The organism is Brevundimonas sp., from assembly GCF_965279155.1.
Taxonomy (GTDB): domain Bacteria; phylum Pseudomonadota; class Alphaproteobacteria; order Caulobacterales; family Caulobacteraceae; genus Brevundimonas.
This window is the reverse complement of record NZ_OZ257138.1, coordinates 163,471-177,887: the sequence shown is the minus strand read 5'-3', so window position 1 is coordinate 177,887 and position 14,417 is coordinate 163,471. Positions and strand designations below refer to the sequence as shown.

Sequence of the window (14,417 nt, the reverse complement as noted above, 5' to 3'; positions counted from 1 at the left end):
AAGCTGCGTGGTCCTAGGTCCGGCGAGATTCGGCCTCCGCGCCGCAAACGTCAACGGAACCTTAACGCAGACCTGTGGACGGCGAGCGGGCGGTCCTCAGCTGTTGCGCGCGCACCATGCGTCCGCGACATCGGCAGATCGGCATACGGCGGCGGCGGTTTCGGTCGAGACCGGCCCGACCTTCAGCCGCGTCAGGCTGCGACCATTGACCTGAACCTCTTCGAACACCGGCGACAGGCCCGACAGATCGGATTTGGCCCTCAGCCGCGCCCACGCCTGTTGCGCGCCGGCGGGACTGGAATAGGCTCCGAGTTGGATCGTGCGCCCCTGGGTCGGAACACTCAGGCTGGCGGGACGCAACAGGGGCGCCTGGATCCGCGCGACCGCCTCGTCCGCTGCGGCCTTGACGACGGCGGGCGCCGCCGCCTGGACCACGGGCTGGGTGACGCGGATGACGGCGTCGCGCAAACCCGTATCCTTAGCATCGTGACGAATGCCGGCCTGGGCGTCGCGCGCATCCCACATGGCGTGGGGGTCCATCACGGCGACCTTGACCGGCGTAAACCGGGCGGGACGTAGGCCGGCTTGTTCGGCGGTTCGGTGTCGGCTGTCGGCCTTCAACGGAATGTCGATCGCGGCGACGTTCTCGGCCATCGCGCTGAAGCGATGCGGATTGCTGTCCACCGCCCCGCAACCGGCCAAGGCCAGGCCGCCGACGCAAGCCAGGGCGATCAGAACTGGACGGGTCGCTTCTGCGGGCGTCATAAGCACGACCCTAGAGCCCAGACTTTGCGGTCTGGTGCATCAACAGGCTTAAGCGGAAAGGTTAATCGCTTCATAATGATAGACGCCGCCCCCCTCCCCGTCGTCCGCACCGTCGCCGAACTGCGTGCGATCGTCCGGGACTGGAAACGACAAGGCCTGAGCGTCGGCATGGTTCCGACCATGGGCGCCCTGCATGAAGGCCACCTGACCCTGGTGCGCGAGGCCGCACGCCGCGCCGACCGCGTCGTCGCCTCCAACTTCGTCAATCCGACCCAGTTCGCCGCCCACGAAGACCTGGGCAAATATCCCCGACAACAGCAAGAAGACGCGCGTCTGCTGGCCGGCGCCGGCTGTCACCTGATGTTCGCGCCCTCGGCCGAGGAAATGTATCCCGACGGCTTCGCCACCAGCATCGCCATGGCCGGTCCGGCCCTGGGCCTGGAAGGCGATTTCCGACCCCAGATGTTCGGCGGCGTCGCCCTGATCGTCACCAAGCTGTTCAACCAGGTCCAGCCCGATGTCGCCGTCTTCGGCGAGAAGGACTATCAGCAGCTGATGGTCATCCGCCGCTTCGTGCGGGATCTGGATCTGCCGGTTGAGATCGTCGGCGCCCCGACCGAACGCGACGGCTGGGGCCTGGCCCTGTCCTCGCGCAACAGCTACCTGACCGAGACCGAGCTTGAGACCGCGAGGCGTCTGAACGGCATTCTGGCCGAGGCCGGGGTGCAGGCCGCCAGCGGTCGCCCCCTGCCCGGCGTCGAGCGCGAAGCCTATGCCGCCATCCTGAAAGCCGGGTTTGAACGCGTCGACTACGTCGTCATCCGCCACGCCGAGGATCTGACGCCGTTTCGCAACGACATCGTCGATGCCCCCGCCCGCATCCTGACCGCCGCCTGGTTGGGCAAGACGCGGCTGATCGACAATATGGCCGTCTGAAAAGAAGGGCCGTATCCGTTTCTGGACACGGCCCTCTTCTGCGATCCGATCTTCAGGCCGTTTCGGCGACAGCGCCAGGGAGGGCGGCGAATTGCACGCGTGAAAAATGGTGCAATGAAGTGCAATTGACGCAGCGGATCATTGTTTTCTTTTAACAAAACAACAGATCCCGAATTGCACTGTGCAATAAAGTGCAATTCGGGTCTGAAAGTTGGACTCGGAAAAAACAGTCCAACGAGTCCAAGTCTCGTGGAGGGATGGCGATGTCAAAGACCGAGCCGGCATCATAACCGCGTTTGACATCGGACTCAGGAAAAAGCCGATCCCACCCTTCAAGCCGCTGAAAAGATGCGGTTTCGCCTAGATGAAAAGGATGGATGGCGACCGTGACACAGCAGCCGCCGGTCGAGACCCCAAGGATTCCATCAAACGCGGACAGGTCTAACCGATCGCGCCGACGCAGCCTTCCGCCTCGCCCGGCGCCAGGTCGGCGTCGGTCAAGGCGATGGTCCAGCCGTGATGCGTATTCAGGCCCCAGCGCCGCGCCCCGCCGCCGTCCCCCGCGTCTCCGCCGGCCGTGACCACGACGCGCCGGCCCTTCGGCAGGGCGGGCGGATCGATCTTGCCCACAGCCAGAGACGTCGGCGTCTCGCCGCCGTAACCGTCGAACACGCTGAGCATCGACCATTCGCGACGCAGGCCCATCCACCAGGCGTCCTCGGTGTTGATCGCCAGCACCGCGATGCCGTGCCCTTCGGCGGCGAATGCCAGGGCCTTTTGCGGATCGCGCACCATCCTGATGTCGGCGGCGGCGCCAAAGCGCAGGCGGGCGCCGTCATAGGCGCGGGTCGGTTCGATGGGCGCCCACACCTGGACCTGCAACCGGCCTTGGCGTGCCAGGCCCCAGCCGACGATCTCGCGCCACAGATGCTCGACCGCCTCGGCGTTCTCTGGCTGGGCCTGTTTCAGCATACGCGACAGCACGGTCTGCTCGCGGTCGGGACGCAGCTTGGTATGCGGGCCTGTCGGCGCATCCTTGGCGCGGCCCACGGTGGCGGCGACGGCGAGGCGTTGCTCGAACAGGGCCAGGATCTGGTCATCGATGCTGTCGATTTCGGCGCGCAGGGCGGCGAGCGCCTGCTGCTCGGGCGTCAGGTCGGCCATGTCAGGCCACACTTGCTGGATGGTGGAATTGGGCATGGAATTGGGCTTTCGGCATTCTGAATTTCGATATGTGCAGGGGCGAACAGCCGCTCTGATCCAGAGCGGTCGCCGGTGAGACGGTCAGGGACGAAGTGCGCCCGACGCCTCAGCCGGCGTATCGAAAGCCGTAAAAGCCGTAGCCGAAATAGAGGCCGGAAACCGCGCGCGAACGGTCGGAAGAAACAGAAAGAGCGCGCTCGCGGGACATGGTCCGGTTCCGGTTATGCGGATCGTTTTGCGATCCGTGCAGGTCTTAAGGACGCAAAGACCGTGCGCCGTCAACCCTCAGGGAAGCTCAACAGGACAAAACGCGTCTGATTATCGCTGGAATCCTGCAAGTCGTTGCGCAGGATCGACAGGCCATAGACCTCGGCCGCGCCGACCGGGGCGATGGCCGCCCGCGTCGGATCGGCCGCTTCGGCGACATCGCGCGCCGCACCGGCGGTGTCGTAATGCTCGATCACCTCGACGTTCAGCCCGGCCAGCGTGCCTTTGCATTGGGCCAAGGCAATGGGGTGGCTTTCGACCGTCTTGATGTCCGACAGCCGCGCGCCCGGCGTCGCCATCAGCGCATGACGGATGGGTCGCCAGACCTCTGCTACCGGCTCCACGCCAAGCCCGCCTACCAGCGTGGCCGCCGGCTCGACGACGCCGATGGTCGAGTTCTCGACAGGGATCAGGGCGCAGCCGCAATCACCGGCCCTGAGCGCGTCCAGAGCCTGGGCGAAGGTTTCGAACGCCACCGCCTCGTCCCATGGCCGCAAGGCCAGACAGGCCTCGTGGCTGAACGAGCCGGGCGCGCCCTGATAGGCGACCCGACCGGGTTTTTCGTCAATCTGAGCCGCAACTTCCATCGATCACTACCTCGGAATCGTCCCGATCTGGCGCTGCAGAGATGGCGTCACCGTGACCGGATCGGCCCACATTTGGGGCGCTGACGGCGGCTAGGCCGCCGCCGACTGCGCCACCCGCCCGGCCTTCAGCCGCTCAGCCACCAGGAAGGCCAGCTCCAGCGCCTGGTCGGCGTTCAGGCGCGGGTCGCAGTGGGTGTGATAGCGGTTGGACAGGTCGTCCTCGGTCACCGCCTGGGCGCCGCCGATGCATTCGGTGACGTTCTGGCCAGTCATCTCCAAGTGAACGCCGCCAGGATGGACGCCCTCAGCCTCGGCCACATCGATGAAGGTCCGCACCTCGCCCAGGATCCGGTCGAACGGCCGTGTCTTGTAGCCGTTGCCGGCCTTCAGCGTATTGCCGTGCATAGGGTCAATCGACCAGATGACCTTGCGGCCCGACGCCTTTACTTCGCGCATCAGTTTGGGCAGGCGCTCGCCGACCTTGTCGTGACCGAAGCGGCCGATAAGCGTCAGACGGCCCGAGACATTGTCGGGGTTCAGCGCGTCGATCAGCGGCAGCAGATCGTCGGACGTCATGGTCGGCCCGCACTTCACGCCGATGGGGTTCTTGATCCCCTTCATGAACTCGACGTGCGATCCGTCCAGCTGACGCGTGCGTTCGCCGATCCACAGCATGTGCGCCGAGGTGTCGAACCATTCGCCGGACCCGCCGTCCAAACGTGTCAGGGCGCTCTCGACATTCAGCAGCAGGGCTTCATGGCTGGTGAAGACCTCGACGCGACTAAGGTCAGGGTGAGTTTCGGGCGTGACGCCGACCGCCTCCATGAAGGCCAGGGCCTCGGTGATCTTGTCGGCCAGCTCGCGGTACTGGGCGCCGGCGGCGTTGTCGCCCGCAAAGCCCAGGGTCCAGCGATGGATGTTGTACAGGTCGGCATAGCCGCCGCCGGCGAAGGCCCGCAGCAGGTTCAGCGTGGAGGCCGACTGGTTATAGGCCCGGATCAGGCGCTGCGGATCGGGCACGCGCTCTTCCGGCGTAAAGCCCATGCCGTTGATGATGTCGCCGCGATAGCTGGGCAGCTCGACGCCGTCGATCTCCTCCAGCGGCGACGAACGCGGCTTGGCGAATTGCCCGGCGATCCGACCGACCTTCACCACCGGCTTGCGCCCGGCAAAGGTCAGCACCACAGCCATCTGCAGGATCAGGCGGAAGGTGTCGCGGATATTGTCGGTCGAGAACTCCTTGAAGCTCTCGGCGCAGTCCCCGCCCTGGAGCAAAAAGGCCTCGCCACGCTCCACCTGGGCCAGTTTCGACGTCAGGCGGCGGGCCTCGCCGGCGAAGACGAGCGGCGGCAGGGCGCGCAGCTCGTCCTCGACGACGGCGAGGGCTTTGGGATCTGGATAGTCCGCCGGCATGTGCAGGGCGGTCTTTGTTCTCCAGCTTTCGGGGGTCCAGCGTGTCATCGTGCAAGAATAGGACTTTGCGTCTGTCCAAACAACGAAAAGACGGATGGATTTTGCCGCAAAGCGTCAGTCTTCGGCGGGCGGCGCCTTTTCGGTCGCGGTTTCGGCCTTGCGTTCGGCCTTGGCCGCCGCCTTCTCGGCCGCCTTTATGGCTGCCGCGCGGTCGCGTTCCTGACGCTCGAAGCTGTAGTTGGGTTTGCGGGCCATTGGCGTCCTCGTCTCATGTCCTAGTCTGGCGGTGAAGGTGGCGATGCATCGCGTTCAACGCAATCGCCAAATCCTGCCGCGCACGGATTGCTCGTCAGAGCAGCCGTTCCTTGCGGGTCAGAATCTTCGTCGTGGCGTCCAGCGTGATCAATATGCGAGCAAGAAGGATCATGGCCGATAAACGCCTTAAAGCACTCCGCGTTCAGTCCCGCGAACCTTCGTCGCACCCAATAGGCGAGCCACAATGACCCAACCCATCCTGCTGGGCGGCGTCGAGGCCGGCGGCGCCAAATTCATCTGCGGCGTCGCGGACGTCGGCGGCAGGCTCATCGACCAGATCCAAATCCCCACCACCACGCCGGAGATCGGCGTGATGATCTAATCTTCGCCCTGGCTTACCGTATCTTTCATGGACCAATGGCCGCAGGACTGAGCGATGCAAGGCTGGGTTCAAGTGGAACCGCCTGACCGCTTCACATCAGACTCTGTCTACTTGTCCTAAACACCTAGGGCCTCGACCGCACCTCGAAGTCGAGGGTCCAGCGGCCCTGCCCGGCCCGGCGAAAGTCGGCGATCCGCGCGGCGATCTGGCGATCCAGACCATCGAGCAGCGCGGTTCCGCTGCCGAGCGAGGCGACCGTTGCATTCGTCTGCCAGAACGGGCCGGCCGCTCTCGCCCTTAAGCGTGAAGCGTAGATGGACTGTGTCGTTGGCTTTGGGCATGGCGCGCTCGGACAGGAGATCGTTCCGGACAAAAATCAGCCCCGTCACACAGGGCGACGAGGCCGGAAGTCGATTTGGGAGGAAACGCCCAGGAAGGGCAGATCCGAGATGGCGATGGTCGAACGGGGGTTCAAGGGCGATCCCATGACCTTCGCCGCCTCCCTAGCCGCCAGACAGTGTGGTCGCCACGACCGGCGCCAGACCTTCGGCGATGATGCGCACCCCCTGGGCGTTGGGATGGATGCCGTCCGGCTGGTTATAACGACGATCCAGCGCCACGCCTTCCAGCAGGAAGGGATAGGCCGCGACATCGTCCTTGCGCGCTAGATCCACAAAAATACGGTCGAACTCGGCGGCATAGGCGCCGTACTGCGGCGGCGCCTTCATCCCCGCCAGCAGGACGGGAATGTCGCGCGCCTTCAGCGATTCGATGATGGCCTGCAGATTGGCGCGGACGGTCGCCGGATCCACGCCCTGCAACATGTCGTTGCCCCCCAGGGCGACGATGCACAGATCGGTGTCGTCCTGAACGCTGTAGCCGACACGGGCCAGCCCGCCGCCGGTCGTATCGCCCGACACCCCGGCCCCGCGAACCCTGACCCTGAGCCCCTTTGCACGCAACGCCTCTTCGAGCCGCACGGGCAGGGCCTCGGCCGAAGGCAGCCCGAAACCGGCCGTGATGGAATCCCCCAGAAGGGTCACGATCTTCTCCGGCGCATCCGAACTCGCAGCCGCAGGCGATGCCGAAGTCGCGGGCGTGGCCGGCGCCTTTGACGCGTCGTCCTTCGACGGACTGCATCCGGCAAGCATCAGCCCCAGCCCTCCGGTCAGGAGCGTGCGGCGAGGCAGGAATGGCGTGGGCGATGAGGGCTTTGGAGTCATGATCTGCGCACCCATATAGGGACCGACCTTCCTCCTCCCAATGCAGCAAACGACATATCGATGGCTTCAGCCGCTCCGCTCGTCCTCGACGGCGTCGTCCTCACCCTGCCCTCGGCCGCAGGACCTGTGGAAATCCTTCGGAGCGTGGATCTGGTCGTGGCGCCGGAAGAGACGGTCGCCATCGTCGGCCCCTCCGGGTCGGGCAAGTCGTCGCTGATTTCCATAGCCGCCGGGCTGGAGACGCCGACCCGCGGCCGGGCGATGCTGTTCGATCAGGACCTGGCCGCTCTGGGTGAGGACGGCCGCGCCCGTCTGCGTCGCGGTCGCGCCGCCCTGGTGTTTCAGAGCTTTCACCTCCTTCCCAATATGACGGCCGAGGAAAATGTATCCGCGCCGCTGGAGCTGGCCCACCGGGCTGATGCGGTCACGCAGGCGCGCGCCTGGCTGGAGCGGGTCGGCCTCGGCGCCCGGCGGTCGCACTATCCCCACCAGATGTCGGGCGGCGAGCAGCAGCGCGTGGCCCTGGCCCGCGCCCTGGCCGTCGGGCCGGAACTCCTGTTCGCCGACGAGCCGACCGGCAATCTGGACGGGACCAACGGCGCCCTGGTCGCCGACCTGCTGTTCGATCTCGTGCGCGACAGCGGCGCGGCCCTAATCCTGGTGACCCATGACGACCGTCTCGCCGCGCGCGCGGACCGGATCGTGACGATGCGCGACGGCCAGGTCGTCGCCCCGTCGCAGGTCTCCGCATGAGGCTCGCCTTCCGCTTCGCCCGCCGCGAGCTCCGCTCCGGGATTGCGGGGTTCCGCATCTTCCTGGCCTGTCTGGCCCTGGGCGTGGCGGCGATCGCCGCCTCGGGCTCCACCGCCGAGGCCTTCCGCCAGGGGCTGGCCAGTCAGGCGCGGGAGATCCTCGGCGGAGACGTCGTCTTCAGCCTCGACCAGGGCCGGTTCAGCCCTGACCAGCGCGCCGCCTTCGCCGCTCTGGGGCCCGTCGCCTATTCGGTGCGGGCCAACGGCATGGCCGAGACCGCCGGCGGCCAACGTCGCCTGGTGGACATGCGCGGGGTCGACGCCGCCTATCCCCTGGTCGGCGCGGTCGAACTGTCCGGCGCGCCCGATCTGGCTACGGCCTTGCGTGTCGAGAACAGCATCGCGGGCGCCGTCGTCGAACAGGGCCTGCTGGATCGCCTCGCCCTCAGGCTCGGCGACACCTTCACCGTGGGCGGGACGCCGTTCGTGGCGAGAGCCGTTCTTCTGGCCGAACCCGACCGGCTGGGCCGGGGCTTTGCGCTCGGCCCTCGTGTGGTGACGACCGTCCCCGCCATCGAGCGGGCCGGCCTGCTCGCCCCCGGCGGCCTGTTCGGCGAGGCGGTGCGCATCGCCCTTCCCGCCGACGTCGATCCCAAGGCCGCCATCGCGGCCATAGAGAAACGGTTTCCGCAGGGTCGGCTCGAAGCCCGGGATCGGTCCGAAGCGGCCGCCGGCGCCGGACGACTGATCGATCAGCTCGAATATTTCCTCGGCTTCATCGGCCTGGCGTCTCTCGTGGCCGGCGGGCTCGGCGTCGGAGGCGCCGTCTCGGCCTATCTGGAAGGCCGCAAGCCGTCTATCGCGACGCTGAAGGCTCTGGGTGCAGAGGGTGGGCTGATCCGCGACATCTATCTGATCCAGATCGGCGTGCTGGCCGCCGTCGGGGTCGCCATTGGTCTCGTGATCGGCGCCGTCGTGCCGCTCGTCATCGGCGTGCTGGCGAAGGACAGCCTGCCCATCCCCGCCCTGTTCGCCGTCTATCCCGCGCCGCTGGTCAAGGCCGGGGCTTTCGGCCTTCTGGCGGCCACCGCCTTCGCCCTCGCGCCCCTGGCCCGCGCCCGTGCGACGCCGCCCTCGGCCCTGTTCCGTCGCCAGCTCAACGAACGGCCCGTGCTTGGCGTCGAACTGATCTTCGCCGTGCTGGCCGCGATCGGACTGGCGGGCCTGGCCTTGTGGACGGCGCCGTCGAAGCTTGCAGCGGCCGCATTGATCGGCGGCACGGTCGTCGCCTTCGCCCTTCTCTGGCTGCTCGGCCGGACGGCCGCCGCCCTGGCCGGACGCCTGAGACGACACGTCGGCGGCGCGGTGCGCCTGGGGCTGGCCAACCTCGCCGGCCCCCGCTCGGCGGCGCGCACGGCCTCGCCCGCCATCGGCCTGGGCGTCGCGCTTCTGGCCATGGTCGTCCTCATTCAGTCCAGCCTGCTCGGCCAGATCACCGAGGTCGCCCCGCGATCGGCCCCGTCCGTGGTCTTCACAGAAATCCCCGCCGATCGCGGCGCGGCGTTCGATGCGGCGGTGGCGAAAGTGATGTCCAACCCAGGACCGGACCGCTACCGGCGCCTTCCGCTCCTCACGGGGCGGATCGTGCGGTTGAAAGGCGCGCCCGTCGATCCAGAGGCCCTGCCTCAGGACGAACGCTGGGCCTTCGACCAGGACATTCTCCTGACCGCGCTCGCCGGCGCGCCGGACGATGCGAACCTCGTCTCCGGCCGGTGGTGGGCGGCCGACTACGCGGGTCCGCCACAGATCGCCCTTTCGCAGGATCTGGCCAAGGCCGCCGACCTCAAGGTCGGCGACAGCCTGACCCTGCAACTGCTGGGTCGAGAGATGGACGTCCGCATCGCCGCCCTTCGCCGGACCGAGCCGGGCGGGTTCGGGACCAACTTCCTGCTCGTGCTCAACGCCGCCGCCATCGAAGGCGCCAATCCCCGCAGCGTCGCCATCGCCCGCGCCAGCCCCGCCGAGGAAAGGGCCATCACCCAGACGCTTGGCGCAGACTTCCGCGAGGTGAACATCATCAGCGTCCGCGAACAGCTTGAGGCCGCCGCCACCCTGTTCGACCGTCTCGCCCTGGCTATCCGCGGGGCCGCGGCCGTCGCCGGTCTCGCCGGCCTGCTCGTTCTGGTCGGCGCCATCGCCGCAGGCGTGCGCGAACGGGCGCGCGAGGCGGCCGTCCTCAAGGTGCTGGGCGGCTCACACGCCCAGATCCTGACCGCCTACCTCGTGGAATACAGTCTGGTCGGCGCCATCGCCGGCCTCGCCGGCCTGTTGCTTGGAGCAGCCGGCGCCTGGCCTGTCGTGACCCTCGCCTTCAAGGCCACATGGAGCATGGACTGGACCGGCGTCCTCCTCCTGCTGACCGGCGCAACGGGGATTGCGGCCCTGGGCGGCGGCTTGGCCGCACTTCACGCCCTATCGCGGCGGCCTGCGCCTGTGCTCAGATCGGACTGACAGCAACAGCGCCCACGCTTCCCGCCGCCATCGGCGAGCGCAGGAAACGCATTATACGAATAATCTCCAAGTGGCGTACGGACGGCGCATAACTGGACACCTGACCTCACACAGTCCGCACCAACGGCGCCAAGATCGCTGCTGCGGCGATGACGCCCAGTCCCGCCAGGCCGAAAACCGTCGTGAGCGGCATACCGGCAGTGAGGACAATGGCTGCGACGGCCGGCGCTACACCTTGCGGCAGGGCGATCGCGAGGTTCATGAGCCCCAGATCCCGACCGGCATGAACCGGATCTGGCAATATCTCTGCGGTCATCGCCGACACCGACCCGGCATGGACGCCGTGGGCGAGGCCGAACACGGTTTGCGCCAACAGCAGGCCGACGCCGTCCGCGCCATAGGCCAGAAGGCCTAGACCGGCCGCCATGCCGATCCCTCCCGCGATGACAAAGGGTGCGCGCCGCCCCACCCGGTCCGACAGGAAGCCCGATGTCAGCCCACCCAGGGTCGACGTGACGGTCGATGTCAGAAGGAGCGCCGAAAACATCTCAAGGTCGGACCAGGCCCATGGCCGTGCCACTTCGGACTGTCCCTGGACGAGGAAGAACAGGAACAGGGTGTTGATGGCGACGCCGCTCTCGGTCAGCAGACGCGAGGCGAACGCCAGCGAGAACTTGATATCCTTGAATGCCGCCAAGGACAGGCGCCATCTCGGCCTTCCCATCGCTTTGACGATCGGTTCTCGCAGCGTCAGGGCGAAGGGCAGGATCAGGATTAAAGCAGCCGAGACGATGGCGAAAATCTGGGCGCGTATGGATCCGGCCAAGCCTACCACTACGACGGCGGTGAAGATGCTCGCGATTGGAAGAGCCAGGCTGGTCAGCGCCGACGTCGCGCCCTTCTGTCGATCTGGCACCATGTCGGGCACCAGGGCCGTGAAGGGCGCATAAAGGGCGTTGATCGCAAATTGAAACGCCACGACCGCAAGGATCAACGATGCGGGCGTCGTCGCCGCGCCGATGAGGCCCAAAGTCAGCGCCGAGGCGGCCAGACCGCCCAGAATCCAGGGTCTGCGCCGTCCAAACCGACCGTTTTTCCCGTCGCTCAAGGCGCCGAAGGTGATGTTGGCGATCGCAGCCGCCAAGCCGCCGACCATGGCGGCCTGGCCAAGCAATACCGCCTTGTCCGCCCCGGCGATCGCCTCGGCACGCATCGGCAACAACAAGGTGAGCAGCGGAATGAAGCAGATGAACGCACCCGCCTGGGCGGCGCCGTATCCGACAAGGAACCGACGCGAACGCAGCCTGCCGCTTGATCCGATCGGCAGTTCCGTCTGAGGCGTCATCAGGGCATATGACGCCCTGAACCGCGCGTCGTCGAGGCCTTGCAAATCCGACTTCGACAAGCCCATCGTTCGTGCGTCCAAAGGAAGCCGAGATTTGACCACCAAGAAGCCGACCATCGACGACGTCGCGCGGCATTCGAATGTCGGACGCACCACGGTCTCGCGGGTGTTGAACGGCGGCCCCAATGTGCGCGACGAGGTGCGCCAGCGGGTTCTGGCGTCGGTCGAGGCGCTTAACTATCGGGTGAACCCCCAGGCGCGATCACTCGCGGGCGGCGGCGGCGGCATTCTCGCCCTGATCCTGGCGTCCGATCTGGAGGCCGAACCCAACTCCTTTTACGCCTCGGCCCTGGAGCTGGGCGCGTTGCGCGAATGCCTGGCCCTCGGCTACCAACTCCTCACGCGCCATGTGCCACAGCACAGTCCAGACCGGCGTCGTCAGGTGCTCGACCTTGTGGCGACCCAAGGCTGTCAGGGTCTGATCCTGACCCCGCCGTTCGCCGACGACGCGGACCTGATCCAGGACATTCGTAAAAAGGGGTGTCACGTCGTGACCATTTCGCCGGGCGGGCCGGGCCTCGCCGTCGCGGACGGGGTCGGCATCGACGATGAGGCCGGCGGTTACGACATCGCACGCCACCTGCTGGACTTCGGCCACAAACGGTTCGCCTTCATCAACGGCATTGCGGGCCACCTTTCGGCCGAGCGTCGCTTCGACGGATTGAAGCGGGCGCTGCTGGAAGCGGGTCTGGGTTCGGAGACCGTCGATGTCGTGCGCGGCGACTTCACCTTTCGATCGGGCGGTTTGCTGACGACCCAACTACTGGATCAGGCCGAGCCGCCCACCGCCCTGATCTGCGCCAACGATGACATGGCCGCGGGTGCGCTGTCCGTCGCGCACGGACGCGGCCTGGACGTACCCGGCCAGCTGTCGATCACCGGTTTCGACGACACCCCGGTATCCCAGATCGTCTGGCCGCCACTCAGCACTGTCCACCAGCCGTTGAAGGACATGGCGCGTCAGGCGGTTCTCACCCTGGTCAGGCGATTGGGCGCCGGGGGCGAGGATTGGTCGTTCATGACCCTGCCTCACACCGTGGTGGCCAGAGGTTCGGCAGGACGAATATCTTCCCTGATGTCCACCAGGAACACTTGACAGTCGAACGCGCAGCGCGTGTCTTGGAAGCGCTCCCAATTGAGGAGTTCAGGCAGCCCCGGTCTACGGCGGCGCCGCCCCCGACGTGGGACAATGGGAGATGTCGAAATGAAAACCTGGCCATTTGGTCGTTACGCGCTCGCAAGCGCCGCGACCGCCTTTCTGCTCAGCGCCTGCTCCACCCTCCCGGATGCGCAGACAAACGCCGCGCAGGTTTGGATGACGTCGGGCGATCGCAGCCGACTGCTGAGCGAGCAGCCCTCCGTTGTCTTCTCAACCATGCCGCCGGAGACCGGCCGTCCCGTCGTCACCATCGATACGGATCGGCGCTATCAGACGATGGTCGGGTTCGGCGCATCGATCACGGACTCCTCGGCCTGGCTGATACAGACACGGTTGGCGCCCCCAGCGCGCGACGCCCTGATGCGCGAACTGTTCGGCCGCCGCGACGGCGGTCTTGGCTTCAGCTTCACCCGCGTGACCGTCGGCGCCTCAGACTTTTCGCTGGATCATTACAGTCTCGCCGATCAACCCGACCCGACCCTGGCGGGATTTTCGACGCGGCGGATGGAAGACTACGTATTTCCGACCGTCCGCCAAGCCTTGGCGATCAACCCCGACCTCAAGGTGATGGCCTCGCCATGGAGCGCGCCGGCCTGGATGAAGACCAACGGCTCGCTGATCCAGGGCCAGCTGAAACCCGAATATTATTCGACCTATGCCGACTATTGGCTGCGCTACATCCGATCGGCGGCGGATCACGGCGTGCCGACCGACTATCTGAGCATTCAGAATGAGCCTGATTTCGAACCCGACACCTACCCCGGCATGCGTTGGGGGCCGCAAGGGCGGGCCGCCTTCATCGGCGGCCATCTCGGGCCCGCGCTGGCTGCGGCGAAATTCGACGCCAAGATTCTCGACTGGGATCACAACTGGGACAAGCCCGAACAGCCTCTGGGCGTCCTGGCGGACCCCGTCGCGGCGGCCCATGTCACCGGCGTCGCCTGGCATTGTTATGCGGGCGATGTCTCCGCCCAGGGTCAGGTGCGGGCGGCCCACCCGGACAAGGATGTCTTCTTCACCGAATGTTCGGGCGGGGAGTGGGCGGCGGGCTTCTCGGAAAGCTTCAGCTGGATGATGAAGAACCTGATCATCGGCTCAACGGAACAGTGGGCGCGCGGCGTCCTGATGTGGAACCTGGCGTTGGACGAGACCCACGGCCCCCACGCCGGCGGCTGCGGCGACTGTCGGGGCGTCGTCACCATCGACCAGAAGACGGGGGCCGTCGAACGGAACCAGGAATATTACGCCTTTGGTCACGCCAGCCGTTTCGTCCTGCCGGGGGCGGTGCGGATCGCCTCGGTCGAACCCGACGGCCTTCAAGGCGTGGCCTTCATCAATCCCGACGGGCGACGCGTCTTGATCCTTCTGAACGAGGGCGCCCAGCCCGTCGGATTCGACATCGCTGAAGGATCGCGACGCGCCGCCGCCGAACTGCCCGCGCGCACCGCCGCGACCTATGTGTGGTCACGACCTCGGAATTAGCCGCGATCTGAGTTCCGTCATTGCGGAACGTAGAGTTTTGAACTAGCTTTCTTGGAAGCGCTTCCAAAACTGACGGC

13 protein-coding genes are annotated in these 14,417 nt (G+C 66.5%); 6 read left to right on the top strand and 7 right to left on the bottom strand.

Annotated elements, in window-relative coordinates; genetic code table 11:
- Nucleotides 1–96 precede the first annotated feature (96 nt).
- On the bottom strand, nucleotides 97–765 hold the full coding sequence (locus ACQY72_RS00845; protein WP_428155054.1) for an SPOR domain-containing protein: 669 nt from the start codon (nucleotides 763–765) through the stop codon (nucleotides 97–99).
- Nucleotides 766–840: 75 nt separating this feature from the next.
- Between ACQY72_RS00845 and panC the strand changes: the two genes are divergently transcribed.
- Nucleotides 841–1,701 carry a pantoate--beta-alanine ligase gene (panC, locus tag ACQY72_RS00840; protein ID WP_428155052.1) on the top strand — a complete coding sequence of 287 codons (861 nt, stop codon included), beginning with the start codon at nucleotides 841–843 and terminating at the stop codon, nucleotides 1,699–1,701.
- A gap of 441 nt (nucleotides 1,702–2,142) precedes the next feature.
- Here the strand turns inward: panC and ACQY72_RS00835 are convergent, their stop codons facing one another.
- The 4 genes from ACQY72_RS00835 to ACQY72_RS00820 all read right to left on the bottom strand — a co-directional run bounded on the left by ACQY72_RS00835 (nucleotide 2,143) and on the right by ACQY72_RS00820 (nucleotide 5,426).
- On the bottom strand, nucleotides 2,143–2,901 hold the full coding sequence (locus ACQY72_RS00835) for a chorismate mutase (RefSeq protein WP_428155050.1): 759 nt from the start codon (nucleotides 2,899–2,901) through the stop codon (nucleotides 2,143–2,145).
- A gap of 281 nt (nucleotides 2,902–3,182) precedes the next feature.
- Nucleotides 3,183–3,758, bottom strand: a complete 576-nt coding sequence (locus ACQY72_RS00830; RefSeq protein WP_428155049.1) for a prephenate dehydratase domain-containing protein — start codon at nucleotides 3,756–3,758, stop codon at nucleotides 3,183–3,185.
- Nucleotides 3,759–3,848: 90 nt separating this feature from the next.
- Nucleotides 3,849–5,219: a class II 3-deoxy-7-phosphoheptulonate synthase gene (locus ACQY72_RS00825; RefSeq protein ID WP_428155047.1), complete on the bottom strand. Its 1,371-nt coding sequence runs from the start codon at nucleotides 5,217–5,219 to the stop codon at nucleotides 3,849–3,851.
- A gap of 66 nt (nucleotides 5,220–5,285) precedes the next feature.
- Nucleotides 5,286–5,426, bottom strand: a complete 141-nt coding sequence (locus ACQY72_RS00820) for a hypothetical protein (RefSeq protein WP_167762578.1) — start codon at nucleotides 5,424–5,426, stop codon at nucleotides 5,286–5,288.
- Nucleotides 5,427–5,670: 244 nt separating this feature from the next.
- On the opposite strand from ACQY72_RS00820, the gene ACQY72_RS00815 reads away from it, so the two are divergent.
- Nucleotides 5,671–5,808: a hypothetical protein gene (locus ACQY72_RS00815; RefSeq protein WP_428155045.1), complete on the top strand. Its 138-nt coding sequence runs from the start codon at nucleotides 5,671–5,673 to the stop codon at nucleotides 5,806–5,808.
- 503 nt (nucleotides 5,809–6,311) lie between these two features.
- On the opposite strand, the gene ACQY72_RS00810 is transcribed toward ACQY72_RS00815, so the two are convergent.
- Entirely contained in the window at nucleotides 6,312–6,851 is a 540-nt protein-coding gene (locus ACQY72_RS00810; protein WP_428155044.1) for an arylesterase, read from the bottom strand.
- A 240-nt stretch (nucleotides 6,852–7,091) separates the two neighbouring features.
- Here ACQY72_RS00810 and ACQY72_RS00805 point away from each other — a divergent pair, with 240 nt between their 5' ends.
- A complete protein-coding gene (locus tag ACQY72_RS00805) occupies nucleotides 7,092–7,784 on the top strand; it encodes an ABC transporter ATP-binding protein (RefSeq protein ID WP_428155042.1) in 693 nt (230 codons plus the stop codon).
- The gene (locus ACQY72_RS00800; RefSeq protein ID WP_428155041.1) at nucleotides 7,781–10,294 is read left to right on the top strand and encodes an ABC transporter permease; all 2,514 of its coding nucleotides are present in this window, start codon (nucleotides 7,781–7,783) and stop codon (nucleotides 10,292–10,294) included. Before ACQY72_RS00805 ends, ACQY72_RS00800 begins: the two co-directional genes overlap by 4 nt.
- A gap of 106 nt (nucleotides 10,295–10,400) precedes the next feature.
- On the opposite strand, the gene ACQY72_RS00795 is transcribed toward ACQY72_RS00800, so the two are convergent.
- Nucleotides 10,401–11,756, bottom strand: a complete 1,356-nt coding sequence (locus tag ACQY72_RS00795; protein ID WP_428155039.1) for an MFS transporter — start codon at nucleotides 11,754–11,756, stop codon at nucleotides 10,401–10,403.
- On the opposite strand from ACQY72_RS00795, the gene ACQY72_RS00790 reads away from it, so the two are divergent.
- A complete protein-coding gene (locus ACQY72_RS00790) occupies nucleotides 11,734–12,795 on the top strand; it encodes a LacI family DNA-binding transcriptional regulator (protein ID WP_428155037.1) in 1,062 nt (353 codons plus the stop codon). The two genes, ACQY72_RS00795 and ACQY72_RS00790, sit on opposite strands and share 23 nt — an antisense overlap.
- 219 nt (nucleotides 12,796–13,014) lie before the next feature.
- Complete coding sequence (locus ACQY72_RS00785; protein ID WP_428155036.1) at nucleotides 13,015–14,340, top strand: glycoside hydrolase family 30 protein; 1,326 nt, start codon at nucleotides 13,015–13,017, stop codon at nucleotides 14,338–14,340.
- Nucleotides 14,341–14,417: the final 77 nt, after the last annotated feature.

Excerpts from the sequence above, each read along its gene's own strand:
- ACQY72_RS00815 (WP_428155045.1), top strand. The coding sequence starts at position 5,671 with ATGACCCAACCCATCCTGCTGGGCGGCGTCGAGGCCGGCGGCGCCAAA.
- ACQY72_RS00795 (WP_428155039.1), bottom strand. The coding sequence starts at position 11,756 with ATGGTCGGCTTCTTGGTGGTCAAATCTCGGCTTCCTTTGGACGCACGA.
- ACQY72_RS00805 (WP_428155042.1), top strand. The coding sequence starts at position 7,092 with ATGGCTTCAGCCGCTCCGCTCGTCCTCGACGGCGTCGTCCTCACCCTG.
- ACQY72_RS00845 (WP_428155054.1), bottom strand. The coding sequence starts at position 765 with ATGACGCCCGCAGAAGCGACCCGTCCAGTTCTGATCGCCCTGGCTTGC.
- ACQY72_RS00800 (WP_428155041.1), top strand. The coding sequence starts at position 7,781 with ATGAGGCTCGCCTTCCGCTTCGCCCGCCGCGAGCTCCGCTCCGGGATT.
- panC (WP_428155052.1), top strand. The coding sequence starts at position 841 with ATGATAGACGCCGCCCCCCTCCCCGTCGTCCGCACCGTCGCCGAACTG.
- ACQY72_RS00830 (WP_428155049.1), bottom strand. The coding sequence starts at position 3,758 with ATGGAAGTTGCGGCTCAGATTGACGAAAAACCCGGTCGGGTCGCCTAT.
- ACQY72_RS00785 (WP_428155036.1), top strand. The coding sequence starts at position 13,015 with ATGACGTCGGGCGATCGCAGCCGACTGCTGAGCGAGCAGCCCTCCGTT.
- ACQY72_RS00825 (WP_428155047.1), bottom strand. The coding sequence starts at position 5,219 with ATGACACGCTGGACCCCCGAAAGCTGGAGAACAAAGACCGCCCTGCAC.
- ACQY72_RS00820 (WP_167762578.1), bottom strand. The coding sequence starts at position 5,426 with ATGGCCCGCAAACCCAACTACAGCTTCGAGCGTCAGGAACGCGACCGC.
- ACQY72_RS00835 (WP_428155050.1), bottom strand. The coding sequence starts at position 2,901 with ATGCCCAATTCCACCATCCAGCAAGTGTGGCCTGACATGGCCGACCTG.